The organism is Streptomyces sp. NPDC007917 (assembly GCF_042959105.1).
Taxonomy (GTDB): domain Bacteria; phylum Actinomycetota; class Actinomycetes; order Streptomycetales; family Streptomycetaceae; genus Streptomyces.
Genome location: NZ_JBIBKK010000006.1, coordinates 394,149 through 412,405, shown reverse-complemented (window position 1 = coordinate 412,405; position 18,257 = coordinate 394,149). Strand labels below are relative to the sequence as shown.

The window sequence follows — 18,257 nt, the reverse complement described above, 5'->3', positions numbered from 1 at the left end:
CACTCTCATGGCGATCGACGTCAACAACGAATCCGGCACGGAGATCGACGAGCGGGCGGTGCTGGATGTCGCCCGCTACGCCTTGGCCCGGATGCGTATCCACCCGCTCTCCGAGCTCTCGGTGATCGTCGTCGACGCCGACGCCATGGAGCAGCTCCACATCCAGTGGATGGACCTGCCGGGGCCCACCGATGTCATGTCCTTCCCCATGGACGAGCTGCGCCCGCCCGCCAAGGACGACGAGGAGCCCCCGCAGGGCCTCCTCGGGGACATCGTGCTCTGCCCCGAGGTGGCCAAGAAGCAGGGCGAGGAGGCGCCGACCGGACACTCCATGGACGAGGAGCTGCAGCTCCTGACCGTCCACGGCGTCCTCCACCTCCTCGGCTACGACCACGAGGAGCCGGACGAGCGGGCCGAGATGTTCGGCCTCCAGGCGGCCATCGTCGACGGCTGGCGCGCCGAGCGCGGTATGACCGGCCCCTCTCCGGCCCCCACGACCCGATGACCGGCCGACTGATCACAGCCGCCGTCCTGCTGGTGGTGGTCGCCTGGCTCGCGGCCTGCGCCGAGGCCGGCCTGGCCCGTACCACCCGCTTCCGCGCCGAGGAGGCCGTGCGGGCCGGGCGGCGCGGCAGCGCGAAGCTGATGCAGGTCGCCGAGGACCCCACCCGCTATCTGAACGTCGCGCTGCTGGTGCGGGTCGCCTGCGAGATGGCGGCCGGCGCGGTCGTCACCTACGCGTGTCTGCGCGAGTTCGACGAGACATGGAAGGCGCTGACCCTCGCGATCGGCGTGATGGTCCTCGTCTCGTACGTGGCCGTCGGCGTCTCGCCGCGCACCATCGGCGCCCAGCACCCGCTGAACACCGCGACCGCCGCCGCGTATGTCCTGCTGCCCCTGGCCCGCGTCATGGGCCCCATCCCGCCGCTGCTGATCCTCATCGGTAACGCGCTGACTCCTGGCAAGGGCTTCCGCAAGGGCCCCTTCGCCTCCGAGGCCGAGCTGCGCGCCCTGGTGGACCTCGCGGAGAAGGAGTCGCTGATCGAGGACGAGGAGCGGCGCATGGTGCACTCCGTCTTCGAGCTCGGCGACACACTGGTGCGCGAGGTGATGGTGCCGCGCACCGACCTCGTCGCCATCGAGCGCTTCAAGACCATCCGACAGGCCCTGACCCTCGCGCTGCGCTCCGGCTTCTCCCGGATCCCGGTCACCGGCGAGAACGAGGACGACATCGTCGGCATCGTCTACCTCAAGGACCTGGCCCGCAAGACGCACATCAACCGAGAGGCCGAGTCCGAGCTGGTCTCCACCGCCATGCGGCCCGCCGCCTTCGTGCCCGACACCAAGAACGCGGGCGATCTGCTGCGCGAGATGCAGCAGGAGCGCAACCACGTCGCGGTCGTCGTCGACGAGTACGGCGGCACGGCGGGGATCGTCACCATCGAGGACATCCTCGAGGAGATCGTCGGCGAGATCACCGACGAGTACGACCGTGAGCTGCCGCCGATCCAGGACCTGGGCGACGGCACCCACCGGGTCACCGCCCGGCTCGGCCTGGACGACCTCGGCGAGCTGTACGGGACGGACCTGGACGACGAGGACGTCGAGACGGTCGGCGGGCTGCTGGCCAAGTCGCTGGGGCGGGTGCCGATCGCGGGCGCCACGGCGGAGGTCGCGGTCGAGGACGGCGGCCCGGACTCCGACCTCAAGGCCCTTCGGCTGACCGCCGAGTCCCCGGCCGGGCGGCGCAACCGTATCGTCACGGTCCTGGTCGAGCCGGTCCGCGCGACGGCGGAGACCGAACCCGAGGACCAGTGACGTCGCGGTGAGTTCGGGACGGCGACAGCGCCGAGGCCACGGCGTGCCGCCGTCCCGAACTCACCACAGGTCCAGGCCGGTGCCCGCCCCGCCTATGCTCGTCCGCATGAGCGAAGCCGCACCCCTGGACCCCGAAGACCGCAAGATCATCACCCTCGCCCGCTCCGCGCGAGCCCGCAACGGCGTGCCCGAGGGCGCCGCCGTACGCGACGAGACGGGCCGTACCTATGTCGCCGGCACCGTCGACCTCCCCTCGCTCCCGCTGAGCGCGCTGCGGACCGCCGTCGCCATGGCGGTGGCCAGCGGCGCGAAGTCCCTGGAGGCGGCGGCCGTCGTGACCGAGGCCGAGACCCTGCCGGAGGAGGACCGCGCGGCCGTACGGGACCTGGGCGGGGAGGGCACCCCGGTGCTGCTGGCGGGCCCCGACGGCGGGCTGCGCACCACGCTCCAGGCCTGAACGGCCCGCAGGCGCGGACCGGACCGCCCGCGCAGTGCGGCCGCCCGGGCAGTGCGGTCGGCGAGGGCCGGGGCATCGGGGACAATGGGCGCCATGAGTGCCGCTACGTCCCCCTCCCAGCCCGAGCCGCGGTCGACCGCGCACCGCGCGGGCTTCGCCTGCTTCGTGGGCCGCCCCAACGCGGGCAAGTCGACCCTGACCAACGCACTGGTGGGGACGAAGGTCGCGATCACCTCCAACCGCCCGCAGACCACCCGCCACACCGTCCGCGGCATCGTGCACCGCCCCGACGCCCAGCTGGTGCTGGTCGACACCCCGGGCCTGCACAAGCCGCGCACCCTGCTCGGCGAGCGCCTGAACGACGTCGTACGGACCACCTGGGCCGAGGTCGACGTCATCGGCTTCTGTCTGCCCGCCGACCAGAAGATCGGCCCCGGCGACCGCTACATCGCGGGCGAGCTCGCCGGGATCAAGAAGACCCCCAAGATCGCCATCGTCACCAAGACCGACCTGGTCGACTCCCAGCTCCTCGCCGAGCAGCTGATCGCCGTCGACCGGCTCGGCAAGGAGCTGGGCATCGAGTGGGCCGAGATCGTCCCGGTCTCCGCGACCGGCGGCGCCCAGGTCGGTCTGCTCGCGGACCTGCTCGCGCCGCTGCTCCCGGAGGGCCCGGCGCTCTACCCCGAGGGCGACCTCACCGACGAGCCCGAGCAGGTCATGGTCGCCGAGCTGATCCGCGAGGCGGCCCTGGAGGGCGTACGGGACGAGCTGCCGCACTCCATCGCCGTGGTGGTCGAGGAGATGCTGCCCCGCGAGGACCGCCCCGCCGACCGGCCGCTCCTCGACATCCACGCCAACCTCTACATCGAGCGCCCCAGCCAGAAGGGCATCATCATCGGCCCCAAGGGCAAGCGCCTGAAGGAGGTCGGGACGAAGTCCCGCAAGCACATCGAGGCGCTGCTGGGTACGCCGGTCTTCCTGGACCTTCATGTGAAGGTCGCGAAGGACTGGCAGCGGGACCCGAGGCAGCTGCGGAAGCTGGGGTTCTGACCGTACCGGTCACCGCCGGTCGGAGGCCGGCGCAGCCGTCCGAAGCCCGGGAGGCCCCCTGGGGCCGAGCGGTGCGAGGGCGGCAGAGGAGAGGGGACCCGAAGCAGCTGCGGAAGCTGGGGTTCTAAAGCTTCAGCAACTTATCCAGGAACGGGTTGCCGAAGACGCGGTGCGGGTCCAGCCGGTCCAGGGCGCGCACCGCCCGGTCCCAGGAGGGGTCCGGTCCTGCCCGGTACGTCTCCGGCACGGTGCCGGAGATGATCTCCTCCGCGTCCCAGGCGGCCGTGTCGGTGTAGCCCCAGCCCTTGGACCACTCGACCCGTACCTCCGCGTGTCCGCCGTCGAAGGTCCGCAGGCAGAAGCGCTCCAGCTCGCGGTAGAACTCCATCGCGCCCGGTGTCGTCGGCTGGGTGAGGACGTCCACCCACACCGCCACGTCCCACTCGGGCCGGTCCTCGCGCGGCCGCAGTACGGACAGCAGCGGCGGCCGGGCGCCCTCGGCGCGTACGTCGCGCGGCTGGTCGAGGCCGCTGACCCGGATCTCCACCTGTCCGTTGACCGGGTACCGGCCCTCGCGGGCCCAGGCCTCGAGCCGTTCCCGGTAGAAGCCGGCGAACTCCGAGACCACCCGCTGCACCTGGGAGCGCGCGGTCACGATGGCGTAGCCGTTCGCCGTCTCGCGCAAGGTGGTCGGCCGCAGATACATCAGCAGGTCCCGGGAGGGGCCCCACAGGTCGGCCGAGGCGGTGGCGGTGAGCCCGGTCGCGGCGACCGTGTACTGCGCGGCGCCCAGCTCGGGGGCCAGATACCAGGCGCCCTCGCCGACGAGGCGCCCGGCGAGCCGGGAGACCGCCGTGGGCAGCGAGTCGGAGAAGGGGTAGTTGTACGGGCCGGTGGTGGGGCGGGACGCGGCCGGGCGCCGCGGGCTGACGCTCCACACCTTCAGCCACGGCTTGTCCGTGTACGCGAACCAGATCGCCTCCACCCGGCCCGATTCGGCCATGAAGTCGGCGAAGGTGCGCCCCCGGCGGGCCAGTGGGCTGCCCGGCGCGGCGAACAGCTCGTCCACGGTGAGGTCGATCCGGCTCTGGCAGCGCAGCGGGGTGTCGGGCCCCGTCTGGAGCACGACCTCGGTGACGAAGGCGCGGCCGAGGTGGGTCAGGAGAGCGTCGGCGTCCTGGTCGGTGGCGCGGTCGAAGGTTCGCAGGACGTACGCGCCCTGGTCCGCGTCCCAGACCACGGCGGTGAGCCGCAGGATCAGATTGCTGAGGGTGCCGTAGGTGTGGCCGGGGAGCGGTGTCTCGCCGTCGGCCGGGACGCTGGTGCCGTGCCCGTCGATGGCGAGCACCCCGCCGAGCGTCAGCTCCCCGGGGGCCGGGGTGTTGGTCACGCCGAGGCCGTGGCCGCCGAGGAACTCCAGCAGCTCCTCGACGGTCGCCCCGGTCTGGGCCCGGACGACGCCGTGCGGGGCAGGGTTCTCCAGGCGTATCGCGGTCAGGTGCTCGGTGGTGTCCAGCAGCAGCACCTTCGCGTCGTCCGCGGTGGTGGGGGTGATGGTCAGCGGGGACCAGTTGTGCGACTTGCCGCGCGGGCGCAGCCGCCAGCCCGCCGTGTGCGCCCAGTTCGCCAGCGCCACCACGTCCTCGGCGGTGCGCGGGGCGCAGGCCCACAGCCCGTGGTGGCCGATCTCGCCGGACCAGTTCAGATACGGGGAGCGGTGGGCGGTGAGCCCGGCGGGCAGCTCGGGCGGCTCGGCCCCGGCCGCCGCGGCGGTGGGCAGGCCGCCGAGCGGGACGGCCAGCGATCCGGCGGCGGCCGCGGCTTTCAGCGCGCCGCGACGGGACAGTAACTTCGGAAGACTAAACATGCGCATGCCGCTTCACCGATGGCGAAAAATCAAACCAATCGACCATGGAAATCACCCGTACGAGTGAGCCCATACGGGTGACTCCCTACGGGTGAGCCCATGCGAGGGAGCGGGGCTATGCGCCCTCCTTGAGCACCGTACGCACCAGCTCCCGCTGGGCGTCGCTCAGGTGCGGGTCGGCGGCGTGGACGGTCCGGCCGTCCACCGTGATCTCGTAGTGGAAGCCGTCCGGGACGCCGCGCGAGGGCGTGATGTGCCCGGTCTCGACGGCCTGGTGGGCCAGGGCCTGCAGGTGCTTGGCGTCGGGCCGGCCGGAGGTGTCCAGCTCGGCCCGGCGCTCGATACCGGCGAACCCGCCGGTGCGGGTGACGGAAATGCGCATGCGTCCATCAGTACCCGGTACGGGCGGTCAGCGCGCTCCCGCCCGCGCCCGCAGGTCGGAGATGCCCACCTTGGCCCAGGCGTCCAGCACCGCCTGCCGCTCCTCTCCCTCTCCGTACCGCGACTGCGCGGCTGTCACCGTCGCCTGCGCGAAGTCGGCGAAGTCCGCGTCGGCGGCCAGCTCCCCGCCGGTCAGGGTGTCGTACCAGATCTGCCCGGCCCGCTCCCAGGCGTGGCCGCCGAGGGCCTTGGCGACGAGGTAGAAGGCGTGGTTGGGGATGCCGGAGTTGATGTGCACACCGCCGTTGTCCCGCGAGGTGCGCACATAGTGCTCCATCGTCGCCGGCTGCGGGTCCTTGCCGAGGACGTCGTCGTCGTACGCCGTGCCGGGGGCCTTCATCGAGCGCAGCGCGACGCCGGTGGCCCGGTCCGCGAGCAGCCCGGCGCCGATCAGCCAGTCGGCCTCGTCGGCCGTCTGGCCGAGCTGGTACTGCTTGGTGAGCGAGCCGAAGACATCCGACAGGGACTCGTTGAGCGCGCCGGACTGGCCGAAGTACTCCAGGTTGGCCGTGTACTGGGTGACGCCGTGGGTGAGCTCGTGGGCCGTCACGTCGACCGGGATGGTGAAGTCCTTGAAAATCTCGCCGTCGCCGTCGCCGAAGACCATCTGATCGCCGTTCCAGAAGGCGTTGCCGTACTCCTGGCCGTAGTGGACGGTGGCGTTCAGCGGCAGCCCGGAGTCGTCGATGGAGCGCCTGCCGTACGCCTTGAGGTACATCTCGAAGGTGGCGCCGAGGCCGTCGTACGCGCGGTTCACCGTCTCGTCACCGGTGGCCTGACCGCCCTCGGCGCGTGCCTTCTTGCCCGGCAGGTGCTCCTTGTGCCCGGCGTCGAAGATGGTGCGCTTGGGCTTGTCGGAGGGGGCCCCGGTGGGGGCGGCGAGGCCGCGGACGGTGGTGATACGGCGGCGGGTGCGCTCCAGCGCGTCGCGCTCCAGGGTGCGGCGGGCCGGCTCGGCGAGCGCGGGGTCCTCGGCGCGGGCCAGTTTGTCGAGCACGTGCGGCGGAACAATGGTGCAGAAAACGGGGCGGTTGTTCGCGTTGGCGTCCATGCGAGGCAATGTCGCAGTCTGTGCATCAGTTGTCACGCCTTGACATCGCGATTCCTGAAATCGAGTGATTGATGGTCAAGCGTGCCGGGTGAGCGTGACGGGTTCGAGTGAGCCATGAGAGTGACGCATTCGTCATCCCGGATAGTGATACGGGTCGGCCGGCCCCCGAGGTCTCGGTTAGGCTTCTTCGCATCATGCGTTTCGGGCTGCTTCTTCTTAGCTGCCGCGGCGAGGGCCTGTAGTCGTAGGCCGACCCCCTCCCCGCGGAGTTCGGTGTTGCGGTGCATACGCCCCGTCGGCCGCCCAGCGGACATACGAGGAGCCCCACGCATCATGAGCACGTCTGATCATTCCGCGAGCGCCCAGAGCCCCGTCGGCCGTCGTACGCCGATCACCGCCGCGACCGTCACCCAGCGCCCGTCCGGGATGCCGATCCACAAGTACGGCCAGTACGAGGCCGTGGACATCCCCGACCGCACCTGGCCGAACAACCGCATCACCGCCGCCCCCCGCTGGCTGTCCACGGACCTGCGCGACGGCAACCAGGCCCTGATCGACCCGATGTCCCCGGCCCGCAAGCGCGAGATGTTCGACCTGCTGGTGCGGATGGGCTACAAGGAGATCGAGGTCGGCTTCCCCTCGTCCGGGCAGACCGACTTTGACTTCGTACGGTCGATCATCGAAGAGGGCGCGATCCCCGAGGACGTGACGATCTCCGTCCTCACCCAGGCCCGCGAGGAGCTGATCGAGCGCACCGTGGAGTCCCTGCGCGGGGCCCACAAGGCGACCGTCCACCTCTACAACGCCACCGCCCCCGTCTTCCGCCGGGTGGTCTTCCGGGGCTCGCGCGAGCAGGTCAGGCAGATCGCGGTGGACGGCACCCGGCTGGTGATGGAGTACGCCGACAAGATCCTGGGCGACGAGACGGTCTTCGGCTACCAGTACAGCCCCGAGATCTTCACCGACACCGAGCTGGACTTCGCGCTGGAGGTCTGCGAGGGCGTCATGGACGTCTGGCAGCCCGAGGAGGGCCGCGAGATCATCCTCAACCTGCCCGCCACCGTCGAGCGCTCCACCCCCTCCACGCACGCGGACCGCTTCGAGTGGATGTCGCGCCACCTGTCCCGGCGCGAGCACGTCTGCCTGTCCGTCCACCCGCACAACGACCGCGGCACCGCCGTCGCCGCCGCCGAGCTGGCGATCATGGCGGGTGCGGACCGCATCGAGGGGTGTCTGTTCGGGCAGGGTGAGCGCACCGGCAACGTCGACCTGGTGACGCTGGGCATGAACCTCTTCTCCCAGGGCATCGACCCGCAGATCGACTTCTCGCAGATCGACGAGATCCGCCGTACCGCCGAGTACTGCAACCAGATGGAGATCCACCCGCGCCACCCGTACGCGGGCGATCTGGTCTACACCGCCTTCTCCGGCTCCCACCAGGACGCCATCAAGAAGGGGTTCGAGGCGATGGAGGCGAGCGCGGCCGAGCAGGGCAAGACGGTCGACGAGATCGAGTGGGCGGTCCCGTACCTGCCGATCGACCCCAAGGACGTCGGCCGCTCGTACGAGGCGGTCATCCGCGTCAACTCGCAGTCCGGCAAGGGCGGCATCGCCTATGTCCTGAAGAACGACCACAAGCTGGACCTGCCGCGCCGGATGCAGATCGAGTTCTCGAAGATTATTCAGGCCAAGACCGACGCCGAGGGCGGCGAGGTCACCCCGGCCCAGATCTGGTCGGTCTTCCAGGACGAGTACCTGCCCACCGACGACAACCAGTGGGGCCGGATCTCGCTGCGCACCGCGCAGACCTCGACGACGAGCGAGGGCACCGACGCGCTCACCGTCGAGGCGGTCGTGGACGGCGCCGAGACCGTGCTGACCGGCTCCGGCAACGGCCCGCTGGCGGCGTTCTTCGACGCGCTGGCCGCCATTGACGTGGACGTTCGGCTGCTGGACTACTCCGAGCACACCCTCAGCGAGGGCGCGGGCGCACAGGCCGCCGCGTACATCGAGTGCGCGATCGACGGCAAGGTGCTGTGGGGCGTCGGCGTCGACGCCAACATCGTGCGGGCCTCCCTGAAGGCCGTCGTCTCCGCGGTCAACCGCGCCGGCCGCTGAGCCTCCGGCCCCGCCGCCGGGGCCGCGTCAACCGCGTAAGGCACCACGAAACGCCTTCACCCACACGGGCCCCGCCCGCCGTGCACCCGGATGTCACAGCGGGCGGGGCTCCGTCTTTGGCCTGTTGTCTCCGTTCGGGGTACTGACGCCGCATCATGGATGTGGCTAGCATCACGTCAGCGCGGCAACGTGGCCGAAGCGTTATGGAGGTGTGACGTGGTGCACGCGCAAGCCCGACGCGACCGGGATCTGTGTGTGATAGGCGTTCGCACTCTGTGGCGGACCGTGGGCGACGGCGAGTTCTTCTGCCCCGACTGCGGAGGCGACCGGAACTATCGCCGCCGCACCGGCCGCCGCCGTATCGTCGTCCTCGGCCTCCCGGTCCTGCCGCGCGGGCCGGTCGCCCCCGTCGTCGAGTGCGCCGCCTGCGACGGCCGCTTCGGCACCGAGGTGCTGGACCACCCCACCACCACCCGCTTCTCCGCGATGCTGCGCGACGCCGTGCACACCGTGGCCCTCGCGGTGCTCGCCGCCGGCGGCACCGACTCGCCCGCGGTGCGGCAGGCCGCGGTCGGCGCGGTGCGGGCCGCGGGGTTCACCGAGTGCGGTGAGGAGCAGCTGCTGGAGCTCATCGAGGCGCTGGCCGCCGATACCGGGCGGCTGCCCGGCGCCGCCGCGTACGACGCGGCGACCGCCGCTGCCGCGGGCGCCGCCGGACCGGGCGGGCGGGACACCGGGCGGGACGGCCTCGACCCGTGCGGCACCGCGCTGGCCATCGAGCTCCACGAGGCCCTGGAGCCGCTGGCGCCGCACCTGGCGCCGACGGGGCGGGAGTCGATCCTGCTGCAGGGCGCCCGGATCGCGGTGGCCGACGGCCCCTACAGGCCGGCGGAGCGCGCCGTGCTGGAGACCGTGGGCCGGGCGCTGATGATCTGCCCCGACGACACGGCCCGGCTGATGGCCGCGATCCGCGCGCCGTTCTGAGCCCGCGCCCCTCCGAGCCTGGCCGGTCCTCCGCAGCGCCCCGGGGCGTTACTCCCCGGGGAGTAAGCGGGTCCGCTCCGCGCCCGCCGCAGTAGCCGTCATCTCCCTCGCCGGTGCGACGATTCGGCCGCCGGGCGCCGGGAGCCTGGAGGGCATGCAGACCACGCGACAGGCGCACGGCGCCGCGCCACAAGAACCCCGAGAACCCCGAGAACTCGGCGAACCGGGAGAGCCGGGAAAGCCAGGGGGGCCGGGGGGACCAGGGGGGCCGGGGGAGCCCGAAGGGGCGGCCCGCGCCACGGGGCGCCGCCGCGCCCTGCCGTGGACGGTCATCGCCGTATGGGTCCTGGTGCTCCTGGCCGCCGTGCCCTTCGCGGGCAAGCTGGGCGACGCCAAACGCGACACGGCGGTCGACTATCTGCCGGCGAGCGCCGACTCCACCCAGGTCGCGAAGCTCCAGTCGGCGCTTCCCGGCGGCGACACCACCGACCTCGTCCTCGTCTACCAGCGGGACGGCGGGCTGACCGCCGCCGACCGCGAGGCGGCCGACGCGCAGGTCGCCCGGGTCGCGGGCAGCCATGAGACCGTCCAGGGCAGGCCGCCGTGTGCCATCCCGTCCCGGGACGGCACCACCGTGATGTACCCCATGGCGCTCACCGGGCTGACGGACGAGGCGGAGCGCGCCGACGCTGTCAAGGACGTACGCGCCGAGCTGGCCGGCCATCCCAAGGGCCTGAGCGCCCGGGTGGGCGGCGGGGGCGCGCTGAGCGCCGACTCGCAGGAGGTCTTCGCCTCTACGGACGGCACCCTGATGTTCGCCACCGTCGGCGTCGTCGCCCTGCTGCTGATCCTCACCTACCGCAGCCCGCTGCTGTGGCTGATGCCCTTGGCCGTCGTCGGCGCGGCCGCGGCGGCCTCGATGGCCGTCGTCTACGGCCTGGTCCAGGGGTTCGACCTCGTCGTCACCAGCATGAGCTCATCGATCATGACCGTCCTCGTGTTCGGCGCGGGCACCGACTACGCCCTGCTGCTGGTCTCCCGCTACCGCGAGGAACTGCGCCACCACCGGCTCCCGTACGACGCGATGCGCGCCGCCCTGCGCGGCTGCGGCCCCGCCGTCCTCGCCTCCTGCGGCACCGTCGCGGCCGGGCTGCTGTGCCTGCTCGCCGCCGACCTCAACAGCAGCAGCGGCCTGGGGCCCGTCGGCGCGGTGGGCGTGGTGTGCGCGCTCGCCGCCATGCTGACGCTGCTGCCCGCGGTGCTGGTGCTGCTCGGCCGCCGGGTGTTCTGGCCGCTGATCCCCGCGTACGGCAGCGCACCCCGCGCCCGGCGCGGTCTGTTCGCCGCCATGGGCGCCTCGGCGGGCCGCCGGCCCGGGACCGTCCTGCTTGCCGGAGGCGCGCTGCTGGGCGCCCTGGCGCTCGGCATCCTCAACCTGCCCGGCGACCTCAAGCAGGAGGACACCTTCACCGAGCGGCCCGAGTCCGTCGTCGCCATGCGGACCCTCGCCGACGCCTACCCCGGGAGCAGCAGCCAGCCGATCAGCGTCCTCGCGCGCAGCGAGCGCGCCGATGACGTGCTCGACCGCGCGGGCCGTACGGAGGGCGTCGCGCGGGCCGAGCGCGGCCGCAGCGGCGGCGGCTGGACCGAGATCGACGTCTACGCCAAGGCGCCCCCGCAGTCCGCGGGGGAGCGGCACACCATCCACGCCCTGCGCGACGGGCTCCACCGGGTCCAGGGCGCCGACGCCCACGTGGGCGGGGTCAGCGCCCAGGAACTCGACCTGGAGGACACCAACGCCCACGACCGGGCGCTCGTCGTCCCGCTCGTCCTCCTCGCCGTCCTGGTGATCCTCGCCGTGCTGCTGCGCAGCCTGGTCGCGCCGCTCGTCCTGGTCGTCGCCGTGGTCGCCGTCTGGGGCGCGGCGATGGGCCTCGGCGGCCTCTTCTTCGAACCGGTCTTCGGCTTCGCGGGCATCGACCCCGGACTGCCGCTGCTCTCCTTCGTCTTCCTGGTCGCCCTCGGCGTCGACTACGGCATCTTCCTGATGCACCGCATGCGGGAGGAGTCCCTGCGCGGCGCGGACGTCCCCAAGGCCGCGCTCACCGCCCTGCGCACCACGGGCGGCGTGATCGCCTCGGCGGGCCTGGTGCTGGCGGCGACCTTCGCGGTGCTGGGGTCGCTGCCGCTGGTGATGCTGGCGGAGATGGGGTTCGTCGTCGCGGTCGGGGTGCTGCTGGACACCTTCCTGGTCCGGACGTACCTGGTGACGTCGGCGAGTCTGCTGCTGGGGCGCCGGGTGTGGTGGCCGGGGGCGCTGTTCCGCGGCTCGGCCGCCCCAGGGGCCGTTGCCCCGAGGCGGGCAGCGCCCGCAGCCCGGAGATGAGGGGATGAGCGGCGCCGCGCGGCGGAGCCGCATGTCGATACAGTCCCTGGCCCGAGCCGGTTTGCCCGGCTCGGGCCGGGACTCGCCCGGGGCGACCCGTCAGGATGGACCCGTGCCCCCACTGACCCGCACCGAGCCCGAGCGGCGGACGGAGCCCGGCACGCCGCCAGGCCCGGGACGCCGACCGCCGGCGGCGCGCTTGCCGCGCGCCCTCCACCGCCGCCGCGCCGCGGCCGAGACCCCCGCCGAGGCCGCGTCCCGGCGGCGGGTCGACGCCGCGGTCGCGGCGGTCGTGCTGGCCGTGCAGTGCGCGCTGGCGCTGTTCGTGCACGTGGACGGCAACCGAGGGCTCGACGCGATCGGGTGGGCGCTGCTGGTCGGCAGCGCGCTGGCGCTGATCGGGCGCCGGCACAGCCCGATGCGCGTCACCGTGGCGGTCGTCCTCATGGTCGGCCCGTACCACGCGCTGAACTACCAGCACGCCGCCGTCGTCCCGGCCGGGCTCACCGCCCTCTACACCCTCGCCGTCCTCGGCCCGCCGCTGCGCTCCCTGCTCACCGTCACCTTCGTGATCGGGCTCATGGTGACGATCATGTCGTGGGGCGGCAGACCCCATGGCGCGGTGGACATGCTGCGCAGCTCCGGCTGGGTGCTGTCGGTCGTGTTGGTTGGCGAGGCCGTACGGATCCACCGCGCGTACATCGCGGCGATCGTCGAACGGGCCGAGCGCGCCGAGCGGACCCGCGAGGAGGAGGCCGCCCGGCGCGTCGCGGAGGAGCGGCTGCGGATCGCCCGCGATCTGCACGACCTGCTGGCGCACAGCATCACGCTGATCGGCGTCCAGACCTCGGTCGCCGCCCATGTCCTGATCGCCGACCCCGACCGGCTCGACCGCGGGACGTTGGCCAAGGCGCTCGACTCCATCTCCGACACCTGCCGCGACGCGCGCGCCGAACTGCGGGCGACCTTGCAGGTGCTGAGGGCGGGGGAGGGCGGCGAGGCCGGGGAGGCGGACGGGGCCGACGGAGTCGGTACGGGGCCGCCGCCGGGGCTCGCCGGTCTCGCCGACCTGGCGGCAGCGGCGGAGGCGGCGGGCGTACGGGTGCGGCTGACCGTCGACGTGGACGAGGCGGACCTGTCCCCGGCCGTGGGCGCGGCCACGTACCGCATCGTGCAGGAGGCCCTGACGAACGCGGTCCGCCATGCGCCCGGCACGCTGGTGCGGCTCAGCGTGGCGCGGGAGGCGGTCGCCGGCCTGCGCGTCGCGGCCGTGGACGACGGTCCGTCCGGTCTGCCGGGTCCGCCGGGTTTCTCAGCCGGCGGTCCTCCTCCGTCCGCGGCCGAGGACCCCGACCGCCCGCGGGGCTACGGCCTCGTCGGCATGCGCGAACGCGCCCGCAGCGTGGCGGGAACCCTGACCGCCGGGCCGCGCCAGGACGGCCCCGGCTTCGCCGTGACGGCCGTCCTCCCGTACGGCAGGTCCGGGCGGGAGCACGCGGCGCCGCCCCCGCCCTCGCTCCCCACATCACGAACAGAGGGAACCGCATGAGTGCGACGAAGCCGACCCCGAGCGCCCCCATCAGGGTGCTGCTCGCCGACGACCAGACGCTGGTACGCGCGGCCTTCGCCATGCTGATCGAGTCGGCTCCCGGTATGGAGGTCGTCGGACAGGCGGGCACGGGCCGGGAGGCGGTCGAACTGGCCCGCACCGCGCGCGCCGACCTGGTCGTCATGGACATCCGCATGCCCGATCTCGACGGCATCGAGGCGACCCGCCGCATCGCCGCCGACGACGATCTCGCCGGGGTCCGGATCCTCGTCCTGACCACGTACGACACCGATGACCACATCGTCGAGGCGCTGCGCGCGGGCGCCTCCGGGTTTCTGGTGAAGGACACCCGGCCCGCCGATCTGCTGGACGGGATACGGACCGTGGCGGCCGGAGAGTCCCTGCTGTCCCCCGGCCCGACCGCCCGCCTCATCGCCCGCATGCTGCGCCTCCCGGCCGCCCCGCCGCCCGCGGCCCTGGCCGCCGCAGGGCTCGGCGCCCTGTCCGAGCGGGAGCGTCAGGTCCTCACCCTCGTCGCCCGCGGCCTGAACAACGCGGAGATCGCCGAAGCGCTCGGGCTGTCGCCGCTGACCGCCAAGACCCACGTCAGCCGCATCATGGGCAAGCTGGACGCCCGCGACCGGGCCCAACTGGTCATCGCGGCCTATGAGTGCGGCCTGGTCACCCCGTCCCGCTCCGAGGCGCCCTGACCGTCGGGCCCGGTCCGTCGGGCCCTGACCGTCGGACCCGGTCCGGCGGACCCTGACGCCCGCCGGACCGGACCGGCGGCTCAGGCCGCGTGCTCGTGCCAGGCGTAGGGCGCGAGCTGTTCGTCCAGCGGGGCGTCGATCAGCCGGTTGGCCAGGGTCGACATGGTGTAGGCGCCGATGCCCAGCACCACTTCGAGGGCGTTGCGCGGGGTGTAGCCGTGCGCCAGGAAGGCGTCGAGGGCGTCGGGGCCGACCGCCCCCGCGCGGTCCAGGACCTCGATGGTGAAGACCCGCACGGCCTCGAGCCGTTCGTCGGCCAGGGGCCGCCGTTCCCGCAGGGCCGAGGTGAGTTCGGCGTCCGCGTCGAGCGCGGCGAGCTTGCCGGTGTGCATGGCGACGCAGACGTGGCAGGCGTTGCGGGTCGCGACGGTGAGGATGACCACCTCGCGCGCCAGCGGGTCCAGGGTCGTCGTCTCGAACAGCCCGCTGAGCTTCAGGAAGCCGTCCAGCAGCTGGGGCGCGGCGGCCAGCCGCCCGACGGGCGCCGGGAGGTAGCCCAGCCGGCGGGCCGCGGCCTCCATGAGTCCGCGCGAGGCGGCCGGGGCGGACTCCAGGGTGTGATCGACGAACGGGGTGGACGGGTGCGTGGGCATGACGGGTCCCCTTGATCTAGGATGGACAACGTGGTTGTCGAAAAGGTAAACCAGGTTGTCGAGTTGTGCAATGGCCGATGACACCCAGGGCATGCCGCCCGCCCAGGACCGGCCGGGCTATGAGCTGCCTCTGCTGCTGTTCGCCGGATTCCGGTCCCTCATCGACCAGTTGCATGCCGAACTGGCCCGTCAGGGCCACCCGGACGCCCGCCCCGCCCACGGCTTCGCCATGCAGGCCATCGGCCGCGACGGGGCCACCGCCAGCGAGCTCGGCCGACGGCTCGGCGTCTCCAAACAGGCCGCGGGCAAGACGGCCGACCGCCTGGAAGCGCTGGGCTACGCCGTCCGGGCCGACGATCCGGCGGACGCCCGGCGCAAGGTGATCCGGCTGACCCCGCTCGGCGTGGACATGCTGGCCAAATCGGCGGCCGTCTTCGAGGAGTTGCGCGCCCAGTGGGGAGCGGCGCTCGGCCCTGAGCGGCTGCGCGACCTGGAGGACGATCTGCGCGTCATGGTGCCGCCCAGCGGCTTCCGTCTCGATGTGGCAGGGTGGTTCGGCCCCTGACCTCATCACCGGCGGCGCGAGCCACCAGCTTCCGCATCATGTCGGCGCCCGCCACGACGGCGGCGAGGTGCAGCACCGTGGCAACGGCAAGGTTCTCCGGTTGCGTGACTTCTGACGAGTCGGCCAGCGAAACGAACAGGGTGACCGGAAGTTTCCAGCCGCTCCAGGCGAACAGCGAGCCCGAGCCGAGCCAGCCGAGTGCCATCGGGAGCCGGCGGGGCAGCCGGGCGGGGCGCGCCCGGACTAGCGTCCAGAGGGCGGCGGCGCCGACCAGCGCCCACCACGCGCCCATTCCGGTCAGCAGGTAGCCGCTGCGGGTCCGCTCGGCCGGATGTGCGATTCCCGGGGTGCCGCCGGCCGCCCAGTACAGCCAGACCAGGCCGACCACGGCCGCGACGACGGCCGACCACAGCGGCGTACCGGCACCGCTACCAGTACTGGCGCCTTTGCCGTCCCCGACGCGCCCGGTGAACGCCGCGGGCCAGCGTCGCCGCAGGTAGGCGGGGAGCGCGACGGCAAGCCCCAGGCCTATCCCGACAAAGCCGAACTGGACCAGGGCCGCCTCCCAGCCTGGCATGACGGGGTCGTCGTCCCCGTCCGCATCGCCGGACCCCGAGTCCAGCAGTGCGCTGAGCACGCCAGCACGGACACGAGGAACCGTTCCTAGGGACTGAGCGGGAGTGAGTCCTGGTGCCAGGACTCGTGCTCAGCCGTGTGCCCCGAACGGTTGTGGGCACACTGGTCCCCCGCTTTCGCTCCGCATCCGGCGCCGGCGGATCGTGTCCGTGGTCCGGGAATGCGGGGGCGGGTTTCCTCACGCCCCAGGACGCCCGATGCGGCCTGGACGGTCCGATGCCCCACAGCATCACTCCGGTGCTGTGGGGGCGGTGTCGTCCGTCGCCTGATCGGGCATCCCAGGGCGCGCCGTCCGATGGCCACGGCGGCGGCGTCGTGGCGGGTGGTCGTGCGGGTCTTGGTGGTCAGGGGCTTTTGCCAGTGCTGGGCGCCCCAGCGGGAGGTGTAAGCGGGATCGACGGCCACGACGGTGATGCCGAGCTCGGCGGCCATGGAGATCAGTCTGCCACGCAGCCTGCTCACGGGCATGCCGGAGATCAGCTTGCGGAAGCGCTTGCGCCGCCCATGCTTCTCCCGGGTCTTCTCCGCCTGGAAGTCCAGGTCCTCGATCGCGATGGCCAGGCGGTGGCGTTGGGTCCAGTGCAGGAGGCGGATGAGGGCATGCCGCACCTGCGCGTCCCGGTGCGATGCGCTGCCGGACAGGTCGTAGTCGAACCTGCGGGGCTCGCCGAGGGGGTTGCCGTGGGCGTCCAGGCGCCAGGCGGCCAGATGGTCGGAGTTCATGTCCACACCCACCAGCCCGCCGGAGCGGGCCGCCTCCAGTGGGACCGTCCTGACCGGCGGGATCTGCCAGGAAGCCGTCAAGTACCAGCGGCCACGCCCCACGTCGAAGTGGATGCGATACGCAACGGCACGGTTGGCCGCGATACGGTCGGCCCACTGCTCGCCCCGGTGCGGGAAGCGGACCCGGCAGGCCAGGACGTACCGGCCGTGGGGGGTGTTCGCCAGCCCGGCCAGCGGCGCCGGAAGCCTCAGGCTCACCTCACCGTCCGGGGTGACGCGGATCGTCTCGTTTCCGTACCGCTTCCCCGACTCGCCATCGGCCTGGAGGAACCAGCGCTCGGCCTCCCACCGCTCCCGCCACTGTGCCTCGGTCAGCCGGGCGGCCTGGAGGTTGTGCCGGTTGCGCAGCAGCTTCCTTCCACCGCGCACCACCCGCACGCGTCCGGCCTCACGGTCGGCCTGTTCCCGCTCCAGCCGGTCTTGGAGCAGGTGCAGGCGCCGGGACTTGGCGAACCACTCCTGCCGGGATCGGTAACCACCCGGCGCCCCTTTGGAACCCTTCGCCCCGACCGGCAGCGACAGCCGACGAGCGATCATGCCGATGCCTGCCTGGAGGTTCTGGATATGCGCGAGCTGACCGCGCCGGGCCAGCGCCCACTGATCATGTGTGACCCTGGTGATACTGCCCGCCCAGCGCGAGGAGGAGTCCCCCGTCACGGCCCGCTTGCGCTGCGCCCACTGATCACTGTCGTGATGCAGCCCCGCCGCGCAGCGGGCCTTCAGGTCCCGCGAGGCCAGCGAGCCAAGCATGGCACCGACCAGGCACAGGACCTTCTCATCCTGCCCGGTGAGGCCCTTGAGGCTGCCGCGGATCGCCACCCCGGCCGGGCCTGGCACCACGAACGGCGCCGCCACCTCGCGTAGCCCGCCCACTTCCCCCACCTCCTATGCGAGGTCCCGCCACTGCACTCAACGAGCACCTCCCGCAAAGGACACGCATTCGACTTGGAAACCTCTATTCCCTTCCAAAGTTCGTCACGTGGTCGTCGATGCTCACTCATGCACACCAAAACGCGCCCAAGTACTGTCAACCGGCAGCAGCTCCCAACCCCGACCCCGTTCAGGTGTAGAACGTCACTAGCCACCCCGGTATCCGCGCTGAAACCCCCTCCGACCGGAGCCAGCCCTGCCAGTGAGCCGATCACCCACGACACCTTGATCAGCACATACGGCAGCAGCGCCAACGCCG

General features: G+C 72.5%; 16 protein-coding genes. 10 read left to right on the top strand and 6 right to left on the bottom strand.

What is annotated here, in order from left to right; translation table 11 throughout:
* Positions 1-7 precede the first annotated feature (7 nt).
* The 4 genes from ybeY (at position 8) to era (ending at position 3,325) form a co-directional block, all read left to right on the top strand.
* Positions 8-505, top strand: a complete 498-nt coding sequence (gene ybeY, locus ACFZDL_RS14735; protein ID WP_311722500.1) for an rRNA maturation RNase YbeY — start codon at positions 8-10, stop codon at positions 503-505.
* Positions 502-1,818, top strand: coding sequence for a hemolysin family protein (locus ACFZDL_RS14730; protein WP_353589605.1), 1,317 nt, complete (start codon positions 502-504; stop codon positions 1,816-1,818). Before ybeY ends, ACFZDL_RS14730 begins: the two co-directional genes overlap by 4 nt.
* A gap of 94 nt (positions 1,819-1,912) precedes the next feature.
* Complete coding sequence (locus ACFZDL_RS14725; RefSeq protein ID WP_353589772.1) at positions 1,913-2,275, top strand: cytidine deaminase; 363 nt, start codon at positions 1,913-1,915, stop codon at positions 2,273-2,275.
* Between the two features lie 84 nt (positions 2,276-2,359).
* Positions 2,360-3,325: a GTPase Era gene (gene era / locus ACFZDL_RS14720; protein ID WP_353589603.1), complete on the top strand. Its 966-nt coding sequence runs from the start codon at positions 2,360-2,362 to the stop codon at positions 3,323-3,325.
* Between the two features lie 124 nt (positions 3,326-3,449).
* Here era and ACFZDL_RS14715 read toward each other — a convergent pair whose 3' ends face one another.
* The 3 genes from ACFZDL_RS14715 to ACFZDL_RS14705 all read right to left on the bottom strand — a co-directional run bounded on the left by ACFZDL_RS14715 (position 3,450) and on the right by ACFZDL_RS14705 (position 6,684).
* The gene (locus tag ACFZDL_RS14715; RefSeq protein WP_353589601.1) at positions 3,450-5,192 is read right to left on the bottom strand and encodes a cholesterol oxidase substrate-binding domain-containing protein; all 1,743 of its coding nucleotides are present in this window, start codon (positions 5,190-5,192) and stop codon (positions 3,450-3,452) included.
* A gap of 115 nt (positions 5,193-5,307) precedes the next feature.
* A complete protein-coding gene (locus ACFZDL_RS14710; RefSeq protein ID WP_353589599.1) occupies positions 5,308-5,574 on the bottom strand; it encodes a protealysin inhibitor emfourin in 267 nt (88 codons plus the stop codon).
* A 27-nt stretch (positions 5,575-5,601) separates the two neighbouring features.
* The gene (locus tag ACFZDL_RS14705; protein ID WP_353589598.1) at positions 5,602-6,684 is read right to left on the bottom strand and encodes a M4 family metallopeptidase; all 1,083 of its coding nucleotides are present in this window, start codon (positions 6,682-6,684) and stop codon (positions 5,602-5,604) included.
* A 333-nt stretch (positions 6,685-7,017) separates the two neighbouring features.
* On the opposite strand from ACFZDL_RS14705, the gene leuA reads away from it, so the two are divergent.
* From leuA to ACFZDL_RS14680, 5 genes are all read left to right on the top strand, one after another.
* Positions 7,018-8,802, top strand: a complete 1,785-nt coding sequence (gene leuA, locus ACFZDL_RS14700; RefSeq protein ID WP_353589596.1) for a 2-isopropylmalate synthase — start codon at positions 7,018-7,020, stop codon at positions 8,800-8,802.
* 285 nt (positions 8,803-9,087) lie between these two features.
* A complete protein-coding gene (locus ACFZDL_RS14695) occupies positions 9,088-9,786 on the top strand; it encodes a TerB family tellurite resistance protein (RefSeq protein ID WP_353589594.1) in 699 nt (232 codons plus the stop codon).
* 154 nt (positions 9,787-9,940) lie between these two features.
* Complete coding sequence (locus ACFZDL_RS14690; RefSeq protein WP_353589593.1) at positions 9,941-12,172, top strand: MMPL family transporter; 2,232 nt, start codon at positions 9,941-9,943, stop codon at positions 12,170-12,172.
* A 112-nt stretch (positions 12,173-12,284) separates the two neighbouring features.
* Positions 12,285-13,721, top strand: coding sequence for a histidine kinase (locus tag ACFZDL_RS14685; protein ID WP_391191163.1), 1,437 nt, complete (start codon positions 12,285-12,287; stop codon positions 13,719-13,721).
* Complete coding sequence (locus tag ACFZDL_RS14680; RefSeq protein WP_353589591.1) at positions 13,718-14,431, top strand: response regulator transcription factor; 714 nt, start codon at positions 13,718-13,720, stop codon at positions 14,429-14,431. Before ACFZDL_RS14685 ends, ACFZDL_RS14680 begins: the two co-directional genes overlap by 4 nt.
* 80 nt (positions 14,432-14,511) lie before the next feature.
* Here ACFZDL_RS14680 and ACFZDL_RS14675 read toward each other — a convergent pair whose 3' ends face one another.
* Positions 14,512-15,084 (bottom strand): carboxymuconolactone decarboxylase family protein, encoded by a 573-nt coding sequence (locus ACFZDL_RS14675; RefSeq protein ID WP_353589589.1) that lies wholly within the window; start codon positions 15,082-15,084, stop codon positions 14,512-14,514.
* A gap of 70 nt (positions 15,085-15,154) precedes the next feature.
* Here ACFZDL_RS14675 and ACFZDL_RS14670 point away from each other — a divergent pair, with 70 nt between their 5' ends.
* The gene (locus ACFZDL_RS14670; RefSeq protein ID WP_353589587.1) at positions 15,155-15,649 is read left to right on the top strand and encodes a MarR family winged helix-turn-helix transcriptional regulator; all 495 of its coding nucleotides are present in this window, start codon (positions 15,155-15,157) and stop codon (positions 15,647-15,649) included.
* Here ACFZDL_RS14670 and ACFZDL_RS14665 read toward each other — a convergent pair.
* Positions 15,594-16,286 (bottom strand): hypothetical protein, encoded by a 693-nt coding sequence (locus ACFZDL_RS14665; protein WP_353589585.1) that lies wholly within the window; start codon positions 16,284-16,286, stop codon positions 15,594-15,596. The two genes, ACFZDL_RS14670 and ACFZDL_RS14665, sit on opposite strands and share 56 nt — an antisense overlap.
* 26 nt (positions 16,287-16,312) lie before the next feature.
* On the bottom strand, positions 16,313-17,941 hold the full coding sequence (locus ACFZDL_RS14660) for an IS200/IS605 family accessory protein TnpB-related protein (protein WP_353589584.1): 1,629 nt from the start codon (positions 17,939-17,941) through the stop codon (positions 16,313-16,315).
* Positions 17,942-18,257 lie beyond the last annotated feature (316 nt).